Source organism: Akkermansia muciniphila (genome assembly GCF_040616545.1).
GTDB classification, from domain to species: domain Bacteria; phylum Verrucomicrobiota; class Verrucomicrobiia; order Verrucomicrobiales; family Akkermansiaceae; genus Akkermansia; species Akkermansia muciniphila_E.
Window position 1 is genome coordinate 306071 of sequence record NZ_CP156688.1, and the last position, 19456, is coordinate 325526.

A 19456-nucleotide genomic window follows, 5' to 3' on the forward strand; every position below is an offset into this window, starting at 1 on the left:
AGATACCAGAGATTAAGGATTGGATTTCCTTAACGGCCGCAGGCCGCTATTTTTACTCCAAACTCTCATCTCTGTTCACTAAACACTCCCTGCGGGCCCTCAGGGCTTGAACAGCTTCCGGTTCCCGGCCAGGGTGTTCCACACCTGCTTTACTTCCCCGGTCAGCGTCTGCTTGACCATCGCCAGGGAGAAGTCCGCCGCCTGTCCCAGGCTGATGTACGGAGGCAGCGCGATGGCGTCACGGTCCACACGGGCGTCCAGCAGGGCCGCTCCCGGATATTTCAGGAAGGCCTGCACCATCTCGTCCACCTGGCTTGACTTGTCCAGCACAAAGCCCTTGATGCCCACGGCGTCCGCCACGGCGGCAAAGGAAGGGTTGTCCAGGTTAATCTGCCACGGAATCAGGCCCGCGGCCTGCATTTCCAACTGGATGAAGTCCAGGCAGTCGTTATTGTACACCACCAGTTTCACCGGAAGCCTGTACTGGACGATCGTAATCAGATCCCCCAGCAGCATGGACAGGCCGCCGTCCCCGCACAGGGCAATCACCTGGCGGTTGGGATAAGCCTTCTGGGCCCCGATCGCCATCGGCATGGCATTGGCCATGGAGCCGTGGTTGAAGGAGGCCAGCGTGCGCCTTCCCAGCGTGGCGCACAGGAACCGGGCGCTCCAGATGCAGGGGGTGCCCGTGTCCACGGTAAATACGGCATCCGGAGCCGCGTACTTGTTCAGGGCCGTGGTCACTTGTTCGGGCCGGATGGGGGATTCCTTGTCATTCCCGTCCATGTAGGCGTTCATGTCTTTCACATCCTTGGCATGGCGCTTCAGGGAGGCGTCCAGGTGCTCCGAATCCTTTTTCTCCTCCAGCATTCCCAGCAGGGCGTCTGCCACGGCGCCCACGTCCCCGCAGATTCCCAGGTCCAGGCGGCAGCGGCGCCCCAGCACTTCCCCGCGGCGGTCGATCTGGACGATGGCGGGCTTGGTGGGGAGGAAGTTGAAGTAGGGGAAGTCCGTTCCCCACATCACAATGAGGTCGCTTTCATGCATGGCCTTGTAGGCGTCCCCCCAGCCCAGCAGGCCGGTCATGCCCACTCCCAGGGGGTTGTCATGTTCAAAATAGTCTTTTCCGCGCCAGGTGTAGGCGATCGGGGCCTTCACCCGTGCGGCGATCTGCACCACCTTGCGTTCCGCTCCGGCGCAGCCGCCCCCGCAGAAGAAGGTGATGCGGTCGTGTGAAGCGAGCATCTGGGCCAGACGCGCCTCGGACTCATGGTCCGGCACCACGGTTTCCCGGGTGAAGGCGGGGGGATGCACCAGGTCCCCGGCCTCAGCGGGAGCGTCCGCAATGTCCCCGGGCAATACGATCACGCCTACGTCGCGCCTGGCCCAGGCATGCTGGATGGCGGTCATCACGATGCGCGGAGCCTGGGACCCTTCGGAGATCAGCTCCGCGTAGGAGCTGCATTCCCTGAAAAGCTGTTCCGGATGCGTGGCCTGGAAATATTCCACGCCTATCTGGCTCTGCGGAATATGGGAAGCGATGGCGAGCACTGGGGCATGGTTCCGGTGGGCATCAAACAGGCCGTTGATCAAATGGAGGTTGCCCGGGCCGCTGCTGCCGCAGCATACGGCCAGATTGCCGGTAAGCTGTGCTTCCGCACTGGCGGCGAAGGCGCCCACTTCCTCATGCCTCATGTGAATCCATTCAATGGTTTTCTTCCTGCGGAGGGCGTCCGTAATGGGGTTCAAACTGTCACCCACAATGCCGTAAATGCGCTTTACCCCGGCTTTTTCCAAAATTTCAACAAGTTGATCAGCTACCGTATACATGCAGATTAGACCAAAACGGGGTTAAAAAAATCAATGCTTCTGTGTCATAGGCGCAGGGAATCCTTTCCGTCCGGAGAACCATGACGGAGTTTCAAACAGCCGCCATCCCGCCCACAGCCTTTTTTCTTGCAGAAAATACGGCGCGCGCTATGTTGGCACCCTAGCTCCATTTTTCTTTACCACATCATGAAATTCCTTACTCAGGCTCTTGTGCTGGCCACCGTTCTGGGAAGCCTCGCCACCGCTTCCGCAGCAGTTGTTTTTCCCGGCCCCACGCCCGGCGCGGCCCATGCGGAGCAGGCTGCTTCCGGCTATACCCTTTCCAACAATATTCTGACGGCCAAATTCCTCAACCGCGGCGGCAAGCTTTCCTTTGGAGGCATGACGTCCAAATTGGGACCGGTAGCCAAGGCAGGGGAGGAACTGTTCATCATCAATCTTCAGGACGGCAGGAGCATCAAGTCCTCAGACCTGAAGGCGGCTGACGTCAAGCTCGTCACCCTCCAGGCCAATCCCAAGGCGTTCAAGCTGGCGGACCGCTTCCCCGGAAAAGCCGTGACAGCCACCTTCCAGGCGCTGAACGGCTCCCTGCTGCTCTCCTGGCGCGCCGTGCTCCGGGACAATTCCCATTACCTGCGCCAGGAACTCCGCCTGGTGAGCACGAAGCCCATCCAGATGAAGAGCATCGTGGCCATGCAGTATGACCTGGTGGAAGGGAAGGCGGGCGCCCCCTCCGTTTCCGGCAACGCCAGGGGGGCGCTCATCGTGAACGATCTGGCCTTCACCGCCCTGGAAACGCCCATGGGCATCAATACCGTGGGAGGCGCCGGAAACGCGCAAGGCGGGGAATCCGCCGCCTGGAACGCGGACAAATGGACCACGGCTTCATGGACGGGCAATTTCAATATTCCGCAGGAGCTGAAAAAGCAGTACGGGGAGCAGGTAGCCTGCGCGGAAGGCCCCGTCACCATTGACGGCAAGGGCCCGTGCACCGTCACGTTCCGGTACAAGGGGGGCGACAAAGGGAACAACAAGCTGAACATCGCCGGCGTGCAGCTCCTTTCCGCCAAGGGCGCCGTCCTTGACTCCGACTTCCACGCCGGGAGCACCGGAGACGCAAGCAGCAACAATACCTACACGGTGAAGATTCCCGCCAAGGGGAACTACCTGCTGCGCTACTGGGCCCAGACCAAGAGCGAACCAATCGCCAGCAAGGGGGAAATCACCTTCTCCCTGCCCGTGCGCACGCTGGAGGAAAAGGAAGACGCCCAGGCGGACGATTCCCAGCTTGCCCAGGGCGTCTGGAGCCGTAAAACCACCATGCAGCCCAGGGAAGTGTGGGAGGTGTCCTCCGTCCTCGGCATCTTCGCCCCCGGCCAGCAGCGCCGCTCCTTCCTGGCTTATATGGAGCGGGAACGCGTGATGCCCTACCGCCCGTTCATCCATTATAACTCCTGGTATGAACTGAACATCAACCGGAATAATGATTCAGACCCCGCCAAGCGCATGACGGAAGAGCAGTGCCTGGCCGTGCTGAAGGACTGGCAGGAACAGTTTTTCCAGAAACGCGGCATGACCATTGACGCCTTTGTCTGGGACGACGGCTGGGACGAGTTCAACAGCCTGTGGGATTTTCACAAGATGTTCCCGCAGGGCTTCAAGCGCATTGACGCCGCCGCGGGCAGGCAGAAGGCCGGAATCGGCACCTGGCTGGGCCCGGTGGGCGGCTACGGGGCCTCCAAGGGCAAGCGCCTGGCCCACTGGAATGTGAAGCATCCGGACAACAAGATCGGCAATTTCCAGCTTTCCAACAAGGAATACTTTGACGCCTTTGTAGGCCGCTGCTCCCAGATGGTGAAGGACTACAATATGAAGTACTTCAAATTCGACGGCATCAGCACCCACTTCCACGCCAAGGGCCCCGGCAATGAAGAGGATGCGGAAGGCATCATCCGCGTGCTGAACGCCCTGCGCCAGAAGAAGGGAGACCTTTACATCAATTGTACCGTGGGTACGTGGGCCTCTCCCTTCTGGTTCCGCTACGCGGATTCCGTATGGAGGCAGGAAAACGACTTCGGCACCATCGGCGTGGGTGACAACCGGGACAAGTGGATTACCTACCGCGACCGCCTGGTTCACGAGGTTTTTGTGCAGGGCTCCCCGCTGATGCCCATCAATTCCATGATGACCCACGGCCTGATGGTCACCAAGTTCGGTCCGCCCGCGTGCATGCCCCGCGATCCTGAAAACGTGAAGAAGGAACTTCGCTGCGCCACGGCCTGCGGTACCTCCCTCCAGGAACTTTACGTGGACCGGGACCTGATGAACGCCAGCGGAGGCGTGCTGTGGGACGAGCTGGCCAAGGGCATCAAGTGGATCCGCCGCAATGCGGACGTGCTGGACGACGTGCACTGGGTGGGCGGCAATCCGTGGAACAAGGAGACCAGTGAAGGCGCCGTGTACGGCTGGGCCGCGTGGAACAAGAACAAGGCCACCCTGGCCCTCCGCAACTCCTCCGACCAGGAAAAGAGCCTGACCGGCACCCTCCGCAGCCTCCTGGACATTCCCGCGGAGGTGAAGGGCTCTATCACCTTCAAGGATTCCTATGATGACCAGCGCCCTCTGGACGGCTTCTCCGGCAAGACTGTGGACGTCGACAAGGAGCTGACGTTCACGCTGAAACCCTTTGAAGTACTGGTGTACGAAGGGGGAAAGGTCAAATAGCCCCCCTTTCAGGGAGGCTGGTTTTCCGGCCTTCCCTGAATTTACTGCACCCCCGGACCGCAGGAGCGGCCACGGTTCAGAACCTTTTCTCAAACGTCACCGCTTCCAGCGGGTCGGAAGGGTTCACGGGCATCACCAGGCATTCCATATTCTCCCCTCCCAGGTAAAGGGTGAGGCTGGTTCCGGCCGAATAGACGATGGAGACGCCGTAATACCCCTCTTTTTTCACCAGGGACCAGGTGCCCCGGCAGGAGGAAACGAGGTCCTCTTCCAGCACGGAAAGGTCGTCCCTGTCCTCCGGATGGGAAATCCACCGGCCCCATGCCTCCGGGCGCGGGAAGGAGGAAATCTCACACGTGCCGTCTTCATGCAGGAGAATCGTGGAGGAACTGATCTGGAAAAAGCGCTTCAGCTCCTGGGGACGGTAAAATAACCGCACCCGGGGAGTGGATTCCACCTCATACGTTCCGGACACGGCCTGGAGCGCCGGTTCCTGAATCCACAGGAAGGTGTTTTTATGCATCATCCGCTGGCACGCCAGCCCCACCACCGCCAGGAGGGAAAGGAAGGACAGGACAAAGGCCCACAGGGCGAGCCTCTTTCTCCACCAGGCATAAACGGCGGCCAGTCCGGCCACGCTGCCCACGCAGATCCAGAACCCCCAGGAGCGGGAGAGGAAGGAAAGAGCGTCCGCCAGTACGGAAAGGCCATGAGAAAGATCATTCCACATAGGTGCTCCAGAATCGCCGGAACTCCGTCAAAGTCAAGGCAACAATGCCGGACTTTACGGCACGGAGGGAGCGCGGCGGCGCAGCTTTCCCAAAAACTCCCGTCATCATCCCCGCAAATCCTCCTCCGCACTTTCCTCACGCAGTCCAATCAGGTAAAGAAACATCTCAACAATGAAGAGTGCAGCACATCACCAGGGACTTTCTGAACAGCAGGTTCTGGAAAACCGGACCAAATACGGGGTCAACATCCTGACGCCCCCGGAAAAGGAACCCCTGTGGAAGCAGTTCCTGGAGAAATTCTCAGACCCCATCATCAAGATTCTGCTGGTTGCCCTGCTCCTGTCCGTAGGCGTAGCCTGCTACCAGTTCTTCACCGGGGCGGAACCGGCCAGCGTCTTCCTGGAACCCGTGGGCATTCTGGTAGCTATCCTTCTGGCCACCTGCGTGGGCTTCGCCTTTGAAGTGAGCGCCAACAAGAAATTTGAAATCCTGAACCAGGTCAATGACGACACCATGGTCCAGGTCATCCGCGGCGGCAACATCTGCGAACTGCCCCGCCGCGACGTAGTCGTGGGAGACATCGTCATCCTGAATACCGGGGAGGAAGTCCCGGCGGACGGCGTGCTGCTGGAAGCCGTTTCCCTCCAGGTGAACGAGTCCACGCTGACGGGGGAACCCCTCATCGGCAAGACCACGGTGGAGGCGGAATTCAAGAAGGACGCCACCTACCCCTCCAACCACGTCCTGAAGGGAACCACCGTGGTGGACGGCCACGGCATCATGGAAGTGACTTCCGTGGGGGACAAGACGGAATACGGGAAGGTCTATGAAGGCTCCCAGATTGACAACAAGGTGCAGACGCCCCTCAACCGCCAGCTTTCCCGGCTGGGCGACCTCATCACCTGGGCCAGCTACGCCATTGCGGCCCTCATCATCATCGGCCGCCTCACCCTGTACTTCTCCCACCTGCCCGGCCCCGTGGAATGGCTGAGCGCGGGAACCTACATTCTGAATACGGTCATGATCGCCGTGACCGTCATCGTGGTCACGGTGCCGGAAGGGCTGCCCATGAGCGTCACCCTGAGCCTGGCCCTGAGCATGAAGAGCATGCTGGCCAACAACAACCTGGTGCGCAAGATGCACGCTTGCGAAACCATGGGGGCGGCCACCGTCATCTGCACGGACAAGACGGGCACCCTGACACGCAACCAGATGAACGTGTACAAGGCGGATTTCTACGGTCTGGGTAATGCCGCCCCGGCGGACAACGAGCTGGGCGGCCTGATCCGGGAGGGCATTTCCGTGAACTCCACCGCCTTTCTGGATTATGCGGACCCGGACCACATCAAGGCCCTGGGCAATCCCACGGAAGGAGCGCTCCTGCTGTGGCTGCACGGCCAGGGCGTGAATTACCTGGACCTGCGGGAAAACGCCCGCGTGCTGGAACAGCTTACCTTCTCCACGGAGCGCAAGTACATGGCTACCGTGGTGGAATCCCCCCTGCTGGGTAAAAAAGTCCTTTACGTGAAGGGCGCTCCGGAGATCGTGCTGGGCCTGTGCTCCACGGTCCTGACTCCGGAAGGCCGGGTGCCTGCCGCAGACATGCGCCCCGCCATTGAGGAACAGCTGCTGGCCTACCAGAACCAGGCCATGCGCACGCTGGGCTTCGCGTACCGCATCCTGGATGATGACGCCCCGGTGTTCGAGGACGGCCGCGTCATCCGCACGGACCTGGTTTACCTGGGCATCGCCGCCATTTCAGACCCTGTGCGGGACGACGTGCCCCAGGCCGTGAAGGACTGCATGGACGCGGGCATCAGCATTAAGATCGTCACCGGGGACACGCCCGGCACCGCGCGGGAAATAGGCCGCCAGATCGGCCTGTGGACGGAGGCGGACACGCCGGACCGCCTGATGACGGGCGTGGAGTTTGAGCAGACGCCGGACGAAGAATTGCTGAACCGCGTGATGGACCTGAAAATCATGTGCCGCGCCAGGCCCATGGACAAGGAACGCCTGGTGAAACTGCTCCAGAAGAAGGACCAGGTGGTGGCCGTGACCGGGGACGGCACGAACGACGCTCCCGCCCTGAACGCCGCGCAGGTGGGCCTTTCCATGGGGGACGGTACCACCGTGGCCAAGGAAGCCAGCGCCATCACCATTCTGGACAACTCCTTCATGAGCATTTCCCGCGCCGTCATGTGGGGGCGCTCCCTGTACCGGAACATCCAGCGCTTCATCGTCTTCCAGATGACCATCAACGTGGCGGCCTGCCTCATCGTGCTCATCGGCGCGTTCCTGGGCACGGAATCCCCCCTCACGGTCACGCAGATGCTCTGGGTTAACCTCATCATGGATACCTTCGCCGCGCTGGCGCTGGCTTCCCTTCCGCCGGACGAACGCGTGATGCAGGACCCGCCGCGCAAGACCACGGACCATATCATCACCCGCCCCATGGGCCGGAACATCCTGGGCGTGGGTATCCTGTTCGTGGCCTTCCTGTTCGGCCTGCTCCAGTACTTCAAGCATGCGGACATCACCAGCCTGACGCAGTTCAGCCTCAGCGGCTACTTCGGCAGCTACCTGGATTTCTCCTCCCCGGAACATGAACTGACGGGCTATGAACTGTCCCTGTTCTTCACCATCTTTGTTCTCCTCCAATTCTGGAATATGTTCAATGCCAAGGCCTTCAACACGCACCAGAGCGCCTTTGCCCGCATGGGGGCCAGCATCGGCGGATTTGGACTGGTGGCCCTGCTCATCCTGGCCGGGCAGTACCTCATCGTCACCTTCGGCGGCAAGATGTTCAACGTGGTGCCGCTGAGGTGGACGGACTGGGGCCTCATTTTCGCGGGTACTTCCATCGTCCTGTGGATCGGGGAGCTGGTGCGGGCGTTCACGCCGGACAAATCCCTCCGCCGCCCGTAAGCCTTCCGGACAATCTCATGCGGCGGAATGCGCCTGCATGACACGGACGGCGTTCCCGTCCGGGGCTCCTTCTTTCAACAAAGGAGCCCGCAGGCGTGTCATTCACAGCATGGACTTGACACGCCTGACGGGCTCTATCTCCGGTTCCGCCGTTCTCCTCTTCCTGTTCTCCCTCGTTTTCTCCGGGTGCAAAAAGACGGAACAGATTCCGCATGAGACACCCACGCTCATTTACGAACAACCGGTTACCATGGACATTCCGGTGGAGGGAAGCTGGGTGGGCCACCTGGACGGGGTGGACAACGCCTCCATCGTTCCCCAGATCACGGGCTACCTGCTGACGCAGAATTATTCCAACGGTGCCCCGGTGAAAAAGGGGAAGGTACTCTTCCGCATTGACGATTCCACCTTCAAGGACCAGGTATCCAGGGCCAAAGCCACGCTGGAACAGGCCCGGGCCCAGCTCCAGCAGTTGAATTACGACGCGGAGATTTACAAGCCGCTGGCCGCGGAGAACGCCATTTCCAAGCAAAAGTATGAGGACACGCGCCTGTCCGCCATTGCCGCTCAGGCGCAGGTGCAGCAGGCCACCGCGGCCCTGGCCCTGGCGGAGAAGAATCTTTCCTATACGGTGCTTTATGCCCCCTTTGACGGGATTGCCGGCATTTCCAAGACGAACATCGGCGACCTGGTCAGCCCGGAGAGCGGCCCCCTCGCCATCGTTTCCTCCGTCAACCCCATCCGCGTCAATTTTGCCGTCACCCAGCAGGAATGGATCCAGCAGGCGGGCAAGAACGGGGATGAAGGCGTCCAGACGGGCAGCAAGCTGGACATTACGCTGAAGGACGGCACCAAGTACCCGGAACAGGCTACCGTGGTAGCCATTGACCGGGCGTTCAACCCCCAGACGGGCACCATCCGCGTGCAGGCGGACCTTCCCAACGGGAATTACCTGCTGCGCCCCGGCATGTTCATCACCGCCACGGCAAAGCTGGCTACCGTCAAGAACGCGCTGACCGTTCCGGCCAAGGCCCTTCTTTCCACCCAGGGCCGCTTTTTCGTCATCACGCTGGATGAACACAACCACCCTTCCATCATCCCCGTACAGGCCGGAACCCAGGTAGGGGAGCGCCAGCAGGTCATCCCGCTTCAACCGGATTCCCTCACGCCGCAGAGCAAGGTGGTGGTGGACGGCCTTCTCCAGGCGGAAATGGCCTCCAGAAACCCGGCCGCACATCTGAAGGCAGTCCCCGCCAGCAACCCGTAAGCTCCTCTCCCCATGGCTGATTTCTTCATCAAGCGCCCCATTCTTTCCATCTGCCTCTCCATCATCCTTGTGCTGCTGGGGAGCTTTGCCATTCTGCGGCTTCCCATCTCCGAGTATCCGGATATCATCCCTCCCTCCATCCAGGTGACGGCCACCTATCCGGGCGCGGACTGCGAGACCGTGGTCAAGTCCATCGCCTCCCCCATTGAGCAGCAGATGTCCGGCGTGGACGGCATGTCCTACATGACTTCCGTCAATACCAACAACGGGCAGATGAGCATGATGATCCTCTTCGAAACCGGAACGGAGGCGAATATGGACCAGGTGCTTTCCTACCTGCGCTACGGGCAAGCCACCTCCCAGCTTCCGCCGGAAGTGAGCGAGCTGGGCGTCTCCCTGCGCAAGACCAGCGGGCTGCCCGCCCTGGTGGTCAGCTTCTATTCCCCCCAGGGAACCTACGACGGCCTCTGGCTGGCGAATTACGCCTATATCAACATGGTGGACGCCATCAAGCGCGTGCCCGGCGTGGGCGACGTGCAGGTGTTCGGAGCCGGCCGTTATGCCATGCGCATCTGGCTGAATCCGGAAAAGATGGCGGCCCTGAACATCACGGCCCGTGACGTGATGCTGGCCGTGCAGGCCCAGAACGCCGTGAACCCCGCGGGCAAGATAGGCGCGCAGCCCGCGCCGCCGGACCAGCAGCTTTCCTTTACCGTGAAGGCTCCCGGACGCCTGACCAGCGTGAAGGAGTTTGAGAACATCGTGGTGCGCGGACAGGGCAGCTCCATTGTGCGGGTGAGCGACGTCGCCCGCGTGGAACTGGGATCGGAGACGTACAGCCTGAGTTCTTCCGTGAACGGCATGCCTGCCGCCTCCATCGGCATTTATGAAGCGCCCGGAGGTAATGCCCTCCAGATGGTGGACAATATCAAGGCCCTGCTGGAAAAGAGCAATTTGCCTCCCGGAATGGACTACCTGGTGTCCCTGGATTCCACCCTGGCCGTCCGCGCCGGCATTGACGACATCGTCAACACGCTGGTCACGGCCCTGGGCCTCGTGGTGCTGGTGGTGTTCATCTTCCTGCAAGGCTGGCGCGGCACGCTGATTCCGGCCTTTGCCGTTCCGGTCTCCATCATCGGCGCTTTCATCGCCTTCCCGTTCTTCGGTTTCTCCATCAACACCATCTGCCTGATGGGGCTGGTGCTCGCCATCGGCCTGGTGGTGGATGACGCCATCGTGGTGGTGGAGGCGGTGAAGAACCATATTTCCCACGGGGAAAAGCCCATGCAGGCCACCATCGCCGCCATGCGGGAGGTTTCCGGCCCCGTGGTGAGCACGGCTCTGGTGATCGCCTGCGTGTTCGTTCCCACCATGCTGCTGCCCGGCGTTACGGGCAAGCTGTTTGAGCAATTTGCCGTCACCATCGGCACGGCCATCCTCATTTCCGCGTTCTGCGCCCTGTCCCTCAGCCCCACCCTGTCCGCCGGGCTGCTGAAATCGGGCCAATCAGATACCATTCCTCTGCTGGGACCGTTATTCAAGGCTTTCAACAACGGCTTCGGCAAAGCGCGGGACTGGTACGTGAACGCCTGCGCGTGGCTCATCCGCCGCATGTGGCTTTCCATCCTGCTGCTGGCCGCCATGACGGCCGCGCTCTTCCCCCTGGCCAAGCTCATTCCCACAGGTTTCCTGCCCAATGAAGACCAGGGCTACCTGTTCGGCGGCGTGGAAATGCCGGACAATACCTCCCTGAACGTCACGGAGGCCACCTCCGCACGGATTGAACGGATCATCCGGGAGGACCCCGGCGTGGAGGTGGTCACTACCGTGAACGGCTTCAACCTGATCAGCTCCGTCCAGAGCTCCTCCAACGCCTTCTTCTTCATTTCCCTGAAACCGTGGTCCGAACGGAAGGCTCCCGGGATGACGGCGGACGGCATCGCCGCCAGGCTGAAGAGCAAGCTGAACGCGGAGATTTCCTCCGGCATGGCGTATGTGGTGCCGCCGCCGCCCCTGCCGGGCGTGGGCACGTCCGGGGACGTCACCTTCCTGCTGGAAGACCGCCAGGGCATCGGCGAGAAATTCCTGGCCGCCAATACGGCCAAATTCATCGCGGCCGCCGGGAAACGGCCAGAAATCGCGGGCATCAGCAATTTCATGTCTCCCTCCAACCTTCAGTACAATCTGAACGTAAACACGGAACAGGCTACCCTCCAGAACATGAACGTGGATGAGATTTACGCGACCATCCAGGCGTACATGGGGAGCACCTTCCTGAACAACTTCAACATTTACGGCCAGGAATGGCAGGTGTACATGCAGGCGGACGCTCCGTACCGGAACAACATCGACAAGCTTTCCATGTTCTACGTACGCAACAATGATGGAGACCCGGTCCCGCTGGATTCCGTCATCAACGTCACGCATGGCTGGGCCCCGGAATTCCTGATCCGCCAGAACATGTTCAACAGCTCCCAGCTTAACGTCACTCCGGCGCCCGGCTATTCCTCCGGGCAGGTGATGGGCGCGCTGGAGGAAGTCTTTGCCCAGACCATGCCGGCAAGCATGGGCTATGACTATTCCGGCATGAGCTACCAGGAACAACAGGCGCAGAAGGGCATCACCATCGGCATGATCTTCATTGCCTCCGCCGTGTTCGTGTTCCTGATCCTGGCCTCCCTGTATGAAAGCTGGTCACTGCCCGTGGCCATCTTCATGACCGCTCCCATCGCCATCCTGGGCGCTTTCCTGGCCCTGTGGATATTCGGGCTGGACCTGAACATTTACTCGGAAATCGGCCTCATCGTCCTGATTGCGCTGGCGGCCAAGAACGCCATCCTCATTGTAGAATTTGCCGTGCTGGAACTCCGGCAGGGCACGGACCTGCTCACGGCCACGCTGGACGCGGCCAGAATCCGCCTGCGCCCCATCCTGATGACCTGCTTTGCGTTCATCATGGGCTGCCTTCCGCTGGCCCTGGCTACGGGCGCGGGAGCGGCGGCGCGGCAGGTGGTGGGCGTGGGGGTGATCGGCGGGATGATTACGGCCGTCTTCATCGGCGTGTTCTTCATTCCCTCCTTCTTCTACCTGATTGCCAAACTAGCCAAGCTGGATAAGAAAGCGGCGCGGGAGCTCCAGGAAAAGGCGCAGGGCGCATCCGCTCCGGCAAAATAAAACGCCACCCCGCGGCACTCTCCACCCTACATCCAGAAGATCCACGCCCAGAAGGCCTTGACGAAGATAAGCACTCCGTCAATCAGCAGGCCTACCTTGACCATGGTCATCTGGGGGAATTTCCCCGTGGCATAGGCCAGGGCGTTGGGCGGGGTGGACACCGGGAGCATGAAGGCGCAGGAAGCGCCTATGCCCACCAGAAGCACCAGCGGCGTGGCGGACATTCCCATGGCGGCCGCCACCGTCACCATCAGGGGGGCCACCAGGGCAGCACTGGCCGTATTGGAGCAAAATTCCGTGAGTGACGAGATGAAGACGCTGATAATGAGCAGAATGACAAGGGGATTCTGCCCCATGGCAATGGCGGATACCTGGTCCGCAAGAAATCCGGCCGCGCCTGTCTGGACGAGAATACTGCTGAGCGTGATGCCGCCGCCGAACAGGAGCAGAACGCCCCAGTCCGTATTTTTGGCAATGCCGCCCCAGTTGATGACTCCGCACAGGGGCAGGAGCACCGCGGCGCACAGCGCAATGAGCGTATCCATGGCCGGAATGCCACCCAGCGCGGCGGAAAGGAAGCTGCTACACATCCAGCTCCCCGCCACCAGCACGAATAGGACCAGCACGCGCACCTGTTTGGCATTCAACCGTGCTGCAGATTCCTCACTGTCTTCCGGGGTCATGCCCACATGCAGGCCCAGCCTCGGCCGGAAGAACAGGTACATCAGGAAGAAGACAATTACCCCGAACACCAGGACAAGCGGCATGGCAATCCGGAACCATTCCGCAAATCCCATGCCGAGCTCATGCGCCGCAATGGCATTGGGCGGGGAGCCTACCAGCGTTCCCATGCCGCCAATGGAAGCGCTGTACGCCACTCCCAGCACGGCAAAGGGAGCCGTGGTCTTGAGTTTTTCCGGAGGAATGCGGTCCAGCAGGCCGATCACAAGGGGGAGCATCATGGCCGCCGTGGCCGTGTTGGACATCCACATGGAGAGGAAGGCCGTAGCCAGGAAGATCAGCACCAGCGCCATGCCCAGGCTTCCCCGTGCCATTTGAAGAATTTTCCCCGCCAGCCAGATGTCAATTTTCTGTTCATGAAGGGCACCGGCCATGGCAAAACCGCCAAAGAACAGAAAGATGGTGGGATCAGCAAAACCTGCCAGCGCCCTGGCTCCCGGAAGAATGCCCATGAACATGGCGAGCACCGGCACCAGCAGGGCGGTTACGGTCACGTGCAGGGCCTCCGTCAGCCATAGGATGCCGATGAAGGTGAGTATGGCCAGCCCCCTGGCTACTTCCGGCTCCACGGGGAGCCACTTGAGCATGGCCAGGAAAAGAAGCACGTCACATGCAATGATGATGTAATTGCGGTGCCCCTTGGCGGTGTCTGTAGTACGATGGCGCATATTTGAGAAAACAAGATGGTGTTATTTCTTTTTGTACGCCTCCGGGCGATAGAGTCAATATCATTCCGGAAGACCCCAGAAGAAGCCTCGTTCACATGTCATGAACCGGGGAAAAAGACGCCATTCCCCCTCCCCTGCCCTTGACCCTTTTGAAGGCAGGAGGGTTCCGGGTATGCAAAAAGCCGCCACGCAAATACGCGGCGGCTTGTGAAAACTGTTTGATTGACGCACGGAGGGAGAAACCTCCGCCCGGGCAATTATTCAGCGGCGGGTTCGGCGGCCTTCTTGGCAGCCGGCTTTTTGGCGGGGGCCTTCTTGGCTGCGGGGGCCTTGGTTTCAGCCTTCTTGGCGGGGGCCTTGGCCGCGGTCTTTTTGGCGGGAGCTTCCTTGGCGGCAGGCTTGGCGTCCTTGGCAACGGGAACGGCCAGACGAATAGGCGTATTGGAATTCAACTTGGACTGTTCCTTCTTACGCTTGATGTATTCAACACGTCTGCGGCGCTTGGTGACTTTGCGGATTTGCTGTCCCATAGTGATAATTGCTATGATATTTACTAATTTTTAAGAGCTCCATGTGGCACATGGGCGTGGATACAACTACCAACCCCGCATGCCATACGCAAGCACAAAGCATTATTAAGGCACAGAAAGACCTCGGCACTCCCTGCTTTTCCCAACCGGGCCCCGGTAAACGGAACGGAAGGAAGCAACGCGGAAAGGAGACGGCATTCTACCACAATTTCAGCGCGTCCACCCGTACCGGCTGTTCCCACCGCAGGTGGTCCCGGATGGCGGCGGCAATGAAGTCCAGGCCGCGTTCCACGGCCGTCGCCAGCCCGTCCCCGGCGGCCAGCCGCGCCGCAATGGCGGCGGAGAGGGAGCAGCCCGTTCCATGGGTGCTCACATCCTGCACGCGCGGACGGTTCCATTCCCCCAGAATGCGGCCGTCCGGCCCGGCCAGCACGTCCCGGCAGTCTCCTTCCAGATGGCCTCCTTTTAAAAGAACCGGGCACCCGTACCTGAGGGCCAGCCGCGCGGCGCACTCCGGCAGTTCATCCCTCCCGGGATTGGCGGAACTCCGGAGCAGGACGGCGGCTTCATCCAGATTGGGGGTCAGCAGGGCCGCGCCCGGCAGCAGAAGCTCTTCATAAACGGCTACGGCCTCTTCCCGCATCAGGCGGTCCCCCGCCGTGGCGATCATGACAGGGTCCACCACCACGGGAATATCCGTGCCGGAAAGCACCTCATGCACCGCACGGACAATGGCCGGAGAATACAGCATGCCCGTTTTTACGGCGGTTACGGGGAAATGCTCCAGATTAATCCTCACCTGGTCCGCGACCAAGGCCGGGTCCACCTCCTGAATGCCGCGCACCAGCCCCGGCACCTCGGAAACGACGCAAGTGACCGCCGTCAGCGCAAACGCCCCCATGGCATGGGCCGCCTTCAGGTCCGCCTGAAGTCCGGCCCCGGCGGAACAGTCTGAACCGGCAATCGTCATCATTACGGGAATACTCATGCCCCTGTTTTTAATCGGGAGGAGCGGCATTGAACATCCAAAAATCCGCGCACACCGCCTCAATGTCACAAATCCGGGTGGGAAAATGCCGCCGGAATGCCACAATCCGCCCATGACCCACGCCGCCCCAGCCCCGGAAGAGCAGGAATTCTGGCTTTTTATTCAGAATGAGCCCCTGCCCGCGGCGGAGGAATTGCAGAAGAACATGTTCCGCCTGGACGCCTGCTTCCGTCTGAACCTTTCCGGCGCTCCGGAACATGCTCCGGAGCATGTGCTGGAAGGAGAATACCTGGACGAAGAGGGAGAATCCCAACTGGACGTGTTCTGGGTCATGGAGACGGACGACGCCCGGCAGGCGTTCAAAAAGGACCGCGCAGCCCTCCAGCAAATAGGGAGCCGCACCAAAATGCTGCGCTTCATCCTGGAGGATGAATGCGCCCTGGGCCACGTTTTCGCCATGATCCACGCCATTCTGGAACACCGGGACGGCCTGCTGGTCATCCCGGACGGCCGGGGGAACATTATTCTGGAACGGAAGCAGGCCCTGGATTTCCTGAACAGGGAGATACGGGAAGGCATTGCGGAAGACTAGCGTTCCTCCGTCCGCGGCGCGGAGGATCCCTCCCGCTCCGCATTCAACTGGAGCGCCTTCTTTTTCCAGACTTCCGCCATGTCCGCATCCTGCCTGGTTCCCTTTCCGGTGCTGTAGCAGACGGAAAGCATCAGCATGGCGTTGACGTGGTCCTGCCCGGCGGCCAGCCGGAGCCAGTTGAATGCCTTTCCCTCGTCCACGGGGACGCCGGAACCATCCAGGTACGCCAGGCCCACGATGTACTGGGCATGGGCGTCCCCGGCGGAAGCCGCCTGTTCATACCATTTCATGGCGCGCTCCATGTCCTGCGGCACGCCCTCCCCCCTGGCATAAAGGTTCCCCAGGTACACGGAGGAAGGCGTATTGCCCCCGTTGGCGGCCTTTTCCAGCAGCACCAGTCCGGAGGCGGCATCCTTGTCAAAGCCCATTTTCCCTTCCATGTAAGCCCGGCCCAGCAGCCCCATGGCCGCAGGGTGCTCCTCATCCGATGCCTTGTGCCACAGCTCCAGCGCCTTGTTCGGGTCCCGGTTCACCCCATCTCCCTTGAAATACATCATGCCCAGCATGTACAGGGCATTTCCCCGCTGGCTGCCGGGGCGTGCCAGCCCGTATTCAAACCATTCCCTGGCCGCCGCGGCGTCACGCTTGATGCCGGTTCCATACAGGTACATGGCGCCGATGACCGTTTCCCCGGAATATCCGGACCCGGCCTCCGCCACGGAGTCACACCAGGCGCGCACATCCAGCGGGTGCGCCCAGCCGTTCTGCAATCCCTCCGCGTACAGGGCGGCCACATCATTGAGCGCCTTCACCTGCTCCTTGTCATTACCCTTCTTATGGGATGCGGCGGAGGCGGCGTCCAGACGGTCCTTCCATCTTCCGGCCTCCCCTTTTTCCGCCTTTTCCGCGGCAGGTTCTTCCCGCTCCCCGGCAGGGGCCCCCTGTTTTTCCCCGGAGGCGGCCTTGCGGTCACACCCGCACCAGAGAAGGGATACGGAGGCGGCCACACACCCGGCAACTATTTTTTTCATCATGCCCATCACCATAGGACAGGCGCACGGGCGTGCCAAGAAGAGAAATGACGGAAATACCGCCTCCGGCACATGAAAACGCGCAAAACGCCGTCATGCGCCGCAGAAACGGGATTTTCTCTTTTATCATTGAATATTTCCCTCTTTTTGTTTTACTGAATCCAGTTCAACCACTAATGAAATTTGTACCGCGCCTGTATCTCCTGACGTGCCTGGGTTGGTTCTGCGGCGGAGCTTCCGCGACGGAACTGCCCGTAAAGTACATTTTTGAACTGTCGGACGAGCCGGTAAAGGTCCGTCCCGGCAAAATAGACACCAAGAGCGTTTTCTTCCCCAAATACGCGCGCGGCACCTCTCCGGAAGCCCTCAAACGGCAGGCAGCCCTGTTCCATTCACAAATAAGGCACACGGCTCCCAAAAGCAGCCCCGCCATTGATATCCACATGAATGACGACAGGATGGAAAGGGACGGCAACGCCCTGTCCGGCTATGAATTCCACCACACGGACGACCGGAAGGAAACGGTCATCACCACCGAACCGCCGGATGAGGAAATCTGGCTGAACGACGGCGATCCGGACAGCCCCTTTTTCCACACACCCCGTTCCGCCACCAACACGGAAATCCGTGAAATATCCTCGCCGTCCGACGTCTGGCCCGCCTGGAACGAAGCGGAGGTCAACCTGAACATGAACCTTCAGGAGTCCGCCCCGCGTCCCTTCGTAATCCAGCCGGCTCCGTCCGGGGCCATCCGCACCATCATCAAATCCTTCAACGGAGCCGTTTTTGAAGCGGACGCGCAGCCCATGCATCCCGTGTGGGACCAACTGCCTCCGGGCTATGTGCCCATTCCGGCGCTCCCCGCCTACCAGCCCACCGTACTGAGAAAATTACAGTAGGGGCCGGACGGAAAATCAGAACTTGAAACGGACGGCGCCGAATACGCTCCAGCCGTTGAACGCCTTGGCCGTTGCGGAATCCACCCGGCTGGTGACGTACTCCACCGCCAGCATCAGCTTCACCGCATTGACCGCTTCCGGGCACAGGTAGCAGTTCAGCCCCAGGTAAAAGGAATGCATGCTGTCCACCCACCCGGCATAATGGGTGACGCTGGGAGCGTACCGGGTGTTCAGTTTCACGGAACGGTTGCCGAACGAACACTGGTACTGGAATACGCCTTCCAAATGGGGTGAAATCCGGTAAACGGGCTGAAGAACCAGGCCGTACACATTCTTGGCGCCCGGCTGGCCCACAATCCCCACGCCCGCCAGCAGGTTTCCCATCACGGAAAAAGCCCCCCGGCTGGCATCCCAGCTCAGGGAAATAACGTCCTGGGCTCCCGTTCCGCAGTAATCGGAAGTGGAAGGAATCTTTCTTCCCCGCCATTCCGTAAAATTATGCGCATACTGGTAACCCAGGGTCTGGCTGTCCCACGCGGGGGACGCCACCTTCCATTTCATGGCGTTCAGGGCAAACACGTTGTCTGCGGAATGAAACTGTATTTCATCCTTCAGGTCCGTACCGTTCGCATTCAGATAAATGCCGTAGGAGTGGTACAGGCTCCTGGCGTCCTTCTGGAAATTGGCCTCCAATCCCCAGTTGGAGATGGGAATCAATTCATTGCACAGGGCGGACCTCTCCACCGTCTTGATCCGGGAGGATGCCAGGCAGTATTCGGACGTCAGGTGCGGAGTCAGCTTCCCGGCCCTGAACTTGACGCCGGGCACGGTCTTTTCCAGATAAAGTTCATACAGGGACCACTCCGTGCGGCTGCCGGTCCATTCCCCGCGCACTTCACGGTGGCGGCCCTCCAGATCCCCCACGTTCGTCAGGTTGGACAGGCGCCAGGAGCCGTCCCCCATCACAACATCCCCGCCCAGGTAGGCGCGCCGCCACTCGCTGTTATGGCCGCCGGAGGAGGGGCAGAACTTGTTGGCCCCGTTGGGACTGACGGCGGCCGTCTGGTACTGGCCGATCAAGGTCAGCTTCACTTTTCTAATCCAGGAAGAATCACTCCGGTACAGAACGGGGCCGCGGTCCAGCACACGGCACAGGGACGGAAGTGGCGCGCCCGGCACCGGCTGGGGCTGCGTTATTCCCATGCCGGCCTCCGCTGCGGAAACAATGGCGCACCAGCAGGCGGCAAACAGGCCGTTTCTCAGAAAAAGAGACTTCATCACAGCATCAACAACAGGTTGCAGGACGGACACCTTAAGGGGGCGTTCCTGAAAATCAAGCCCGGATGTTTCTTT

The 19456-nt window shown here is 60.7% G+C and carries 13 protein-coding genes; 6 read left to right on the top strand and 7 right to left on the bottom strand.

What is annotated here, in order from left to right:
* Positions 1 to 99: 99 nt before the first annotated feature.
* The gene (locus tag ABGM91_RS01215; protein ID WP_354833095.1) at positions 100 to 1830 is read right to left on the bottom strand and encodes a thiamine pyrophosphate-binding protein; all 1731 of its coding nucleotides are present in this window, start codon (positions 1828 to 1830) and stop codon (positions 100 to 102) included.
* A gap of 186 nt (positions 1831 to 2016) precedes the next feature.
* Here ABGM91_RS01215 and ABGM91_RS01220 point away from each other — a divergent pair, with 186 nt between their 5' ends.
* Positions 2017 to 4554 carry a hypothetical protein gene (locus tag ABGM91_RS01220; RefSeq protein ID WP_354833097.1) on the top strand — a complete coding sequence of 846 codons (2538 nt, stop codon included), beginning with the start codon at positions 2017 to 2019 and terminating at the stop codon, positions 4552 to 4554.
* A gap of 76 nt (positions 4555 to 4630) precedes the next feature.
* Here ABGM91_RS01220 and ABGM91_RS01225 read toward each other — a convergent pair whose 3' ends face one another.
* On the bottom strand, positions 4631 to 5284 hold the full coding sequence (locus ABGM91_RS01225; RefSeq protein WP_354833099.1) for a hypothetical protein: 654 nt from the start codon (positions 5282 to 5284) through the stop codon (positions 4631 to 4633).
* Positions 5285 to 5456: 172 nt separating this feature from the next.
* Here ABGM91_RS01225 and ABGM91_RS01230 point away from each other — a divergent pair, with 172 nt between their 5' ends.
* From ABGM91_RS01230 to ABGM91_RS01240, 3 genes are all read left to right on the top strand, one after another.
* Positions 5457 to 8213 carry a calcium-translocating P-type ATPase, PMCA-type gene (locus ABGM91_RS01230; RefSeq protein WP_354833101.1) on the top strand — a complete coding sequence of 919 codons (2757 nt, stop codon included), beginning with the start codon at positions 5457 to 5459 and terminating at the stop codon, positions 8211 to 8213.
* A gap of 109 nt (positions 8214 to 8322) precedes the next feature.
* Entirely contained in the window at positions 8323 to 9480 is a 1158-nt protein-coding gene (locus ABGM91_RS01235) for an efflux RND transporter periplasmic adaptor subunit (protein ID WP_354833103.1), read from the top strand.
* A 12-nt stretch (positions 9481 to 9492) separates the two neighbouring features.
* Positions 9493 to 12654 (top strand): efflux RND transporter permease subunit, encoded by a 3162-nt coding sequence (locus ABGM91_RS01240; protein ID WP_354833105.1) that lies wholly within the window; start codon positions 9493 to 9495, stop codon positions 12652 to 12654.
* Positions 12655 to 12680: 26 nt separating this feature from the next.
* Here ABGM91_RS01240 and ABGM91_RS01245 read toward each other — a convergent pair whose 3' ends face one another.
* From ABGM91_RS01245 to thiD, 3 genes are all read right to left on the bottom strand, one after another.
* Complete coding sequence (locus ABGM91_RS01245; protein ID WP_354833107.1) at positions 12681 to 14063, bottom strand: DASS family sodium-coupled anion symporter; 1383 nt, start codon at positions 14061 to 14063, stop codon at positions 12681 to 12683.
* A gap of 257 nt (positions 14064 to 14320) precedes the next feature.
* A complete protein-coding gene (locus ABGM91_RS01250) occupies positions 14321 to 14593 on the bottom strand; it encodes a hypothetical protein (RefSeq protein WP_180972225.1) in 273 nt (90 codons plus the stop codon).
* Between the two features lie 199 nt (positions 14594 to 14792).
* Positions 14793 to 15581 (bottom strand): bifunctional hydroxymethylpyrimidine kinase/phosphomethylpyrimidine kinase, encoded by a 789-nt coding sequence (gene thiD, locus ABGM91_RS01255; protein ID WP_354833109.1) that lies wholly within the window; start codon positions 15579 to 15581, stop codon positions 14793 to 14795.
* A gap of 112 nt (positions 15582 to 15693) precedes the next feature.
* Here thiD and ABGM91_RS01260 point away from each other — a divergent pair, with 112 nt between their 5' ends.
* Positions 15694 to 16173 (top strand): hypothetical protein, encoded by a 480-nt coding sequence (locus ABGM91_RS01260; RefSeq protein WP_290565770.1) that lies wholly within the window; start codon positions 15694 to 15696, stop codon positions 16171 to 16173.
* Here ABGM91_RS01260 and ABGM91_RS01265 read toward each other — a convergent pair.
* Positions 16170 to 17207, bottom strand: coding sequence for a tetratricopeptide repeat protein (locus ABGM91_RS01265; RefSeq protein WP_354833111.1), 1038 nt, complete (start codon positions 17205 to 17207; stop codon positions 16170 to 16172). The genes ABGM91_RS01260 and ABGM91_RS01265 overlap by 4 nt on opposite strands.
* 173 nt (positions 17208 to 17380) lie before the next feature.
* Here ABGM91_RS01265 and ABGM91_RS01270 point away from each other — a divergent pair, with 173 nt between their 5' ends.
* The gene (locus tag ABGM91_RS01270; protein WP_290565768.1) at positions 17381 to 18103 is read left to right on the top strand and encodes a hypothetical protein; all 723 of its coding nucleotides are present in this window, start codon (positions 17381 to 17383) and stop codon (positions 18101 to 18103) included.
* Between the two features lie 15 nt (positions 18104 to 18118).
* Here ABGM91_RS01270 and ABGM91_RS01275 read toward each other — a convergent pair whose 3' ends face one another.
* The gene (locus ABGM91_RS01275) at positions 18119 to 19381 is read right to left on the bottom strand and encodes a hypothetical protein (protein WP_354833113.1); all 1263 of its coding nucleotides are present in this window, start codon (positions 19379 to 19381) and stop codon (positions 18119 to 18121) included.
* Positions 19382 to 19456: the final 75 nt, after the last annotated feature.

Bases quoted from the DNA above. Each gene is read 5' to 3' on its own strand.
- ABGM91_RS01215 (WP_354833095.1), bottom strand. From the start codon at position 1,830: ATGTATACGGTAGCTGATCAACTTGTTGAAATTTTGGAAAAAGCCGGG.
- ABGM91_RS01220 (WP_354833097.1), top strand. From the start codon at position 2,017: ATGAAATTCCTTACTCAGGCTCTTGTGCTGGCCACCGTTCTGGGAAGC.
- ABGM91_RS01225 (WP_354833099.1), bottom strand. From the start codon at position 5,284: ATGTGGAATGATCTTTCTCATGGCCTTTCCGTACTGGCGGACGCTCTT.
- ABGM91_RS01230 (WP_354833101.1), top strand. From the start codon at position 5,457: ATGAAGAGTGCAGCACATCACCAGGGACTTTCTGAACAGCAGGTTCTG.
- ABGM91_RS01235 (WP_354833103.1), top strand. From the start codon at position 8,323: ATGGACTTGACACGCCTGACGGGCTCTATCTCCGGTTCCGCCGTTCTC.
- ABGM91_RS01240 (WP_354833105.1), top strand. From the start codon at position 9,493: ATGGCTGATTTCTTCATCAAGCGCCCCATTCTTTCCATCTGCCTCTCC.
- ABGM91_RS01245 (WP_354833107.1), bottom strand. From the start codon at position 14,063: ATGCGCCATCGTACTACAGACACCGCCAAGGGGCACCGCAATTACATC.
- ABGM91_RS01250 (WP_180972225.1), bottom strand. From the start codon at position 14,593: ATGGGACAGCAAATCCGCAAAGTCACCAAGCGCCGCAGACGTGTTGAA.
- thiD (WP_354833109.1), bottom strand. From the start codon at position 15,581: ATGAGTATTCCCGTAATGATGACGATTGCCGGTTCAGACTGTTCCGCC.
- ABGM91_RS01260 (WP_290565770.1), top strand. From the start codon at position 15,694: ATGACCCACGCCGCCCCAGCCCCGGAAGAGCAGGAATTCTGGCTTTTT.
- ABGM91_RS01265 (WP_354833111.1), bottom strand. From the start codon at position 17,207: ATGATGAAAAAAATAGTTGCCGGGTGTGTGGCCGCCTCCGTATCCCTT.
- ABGM91_RS01270 (WP_290565768.1), top strand. From the start codon at position 17,381: ATGAAATTTGTACCGCGCCTGTATCTCCTGACGTGCCTGGGTTGGTTC.
- ABGM91_RS01275 (WP_354833113.1), bottom strand. From the start codon at position 19,381: ATGAAGTCTCTTTTTCTGAGAAACGGCCTGTTTGCCGCCTGCTGGTGC.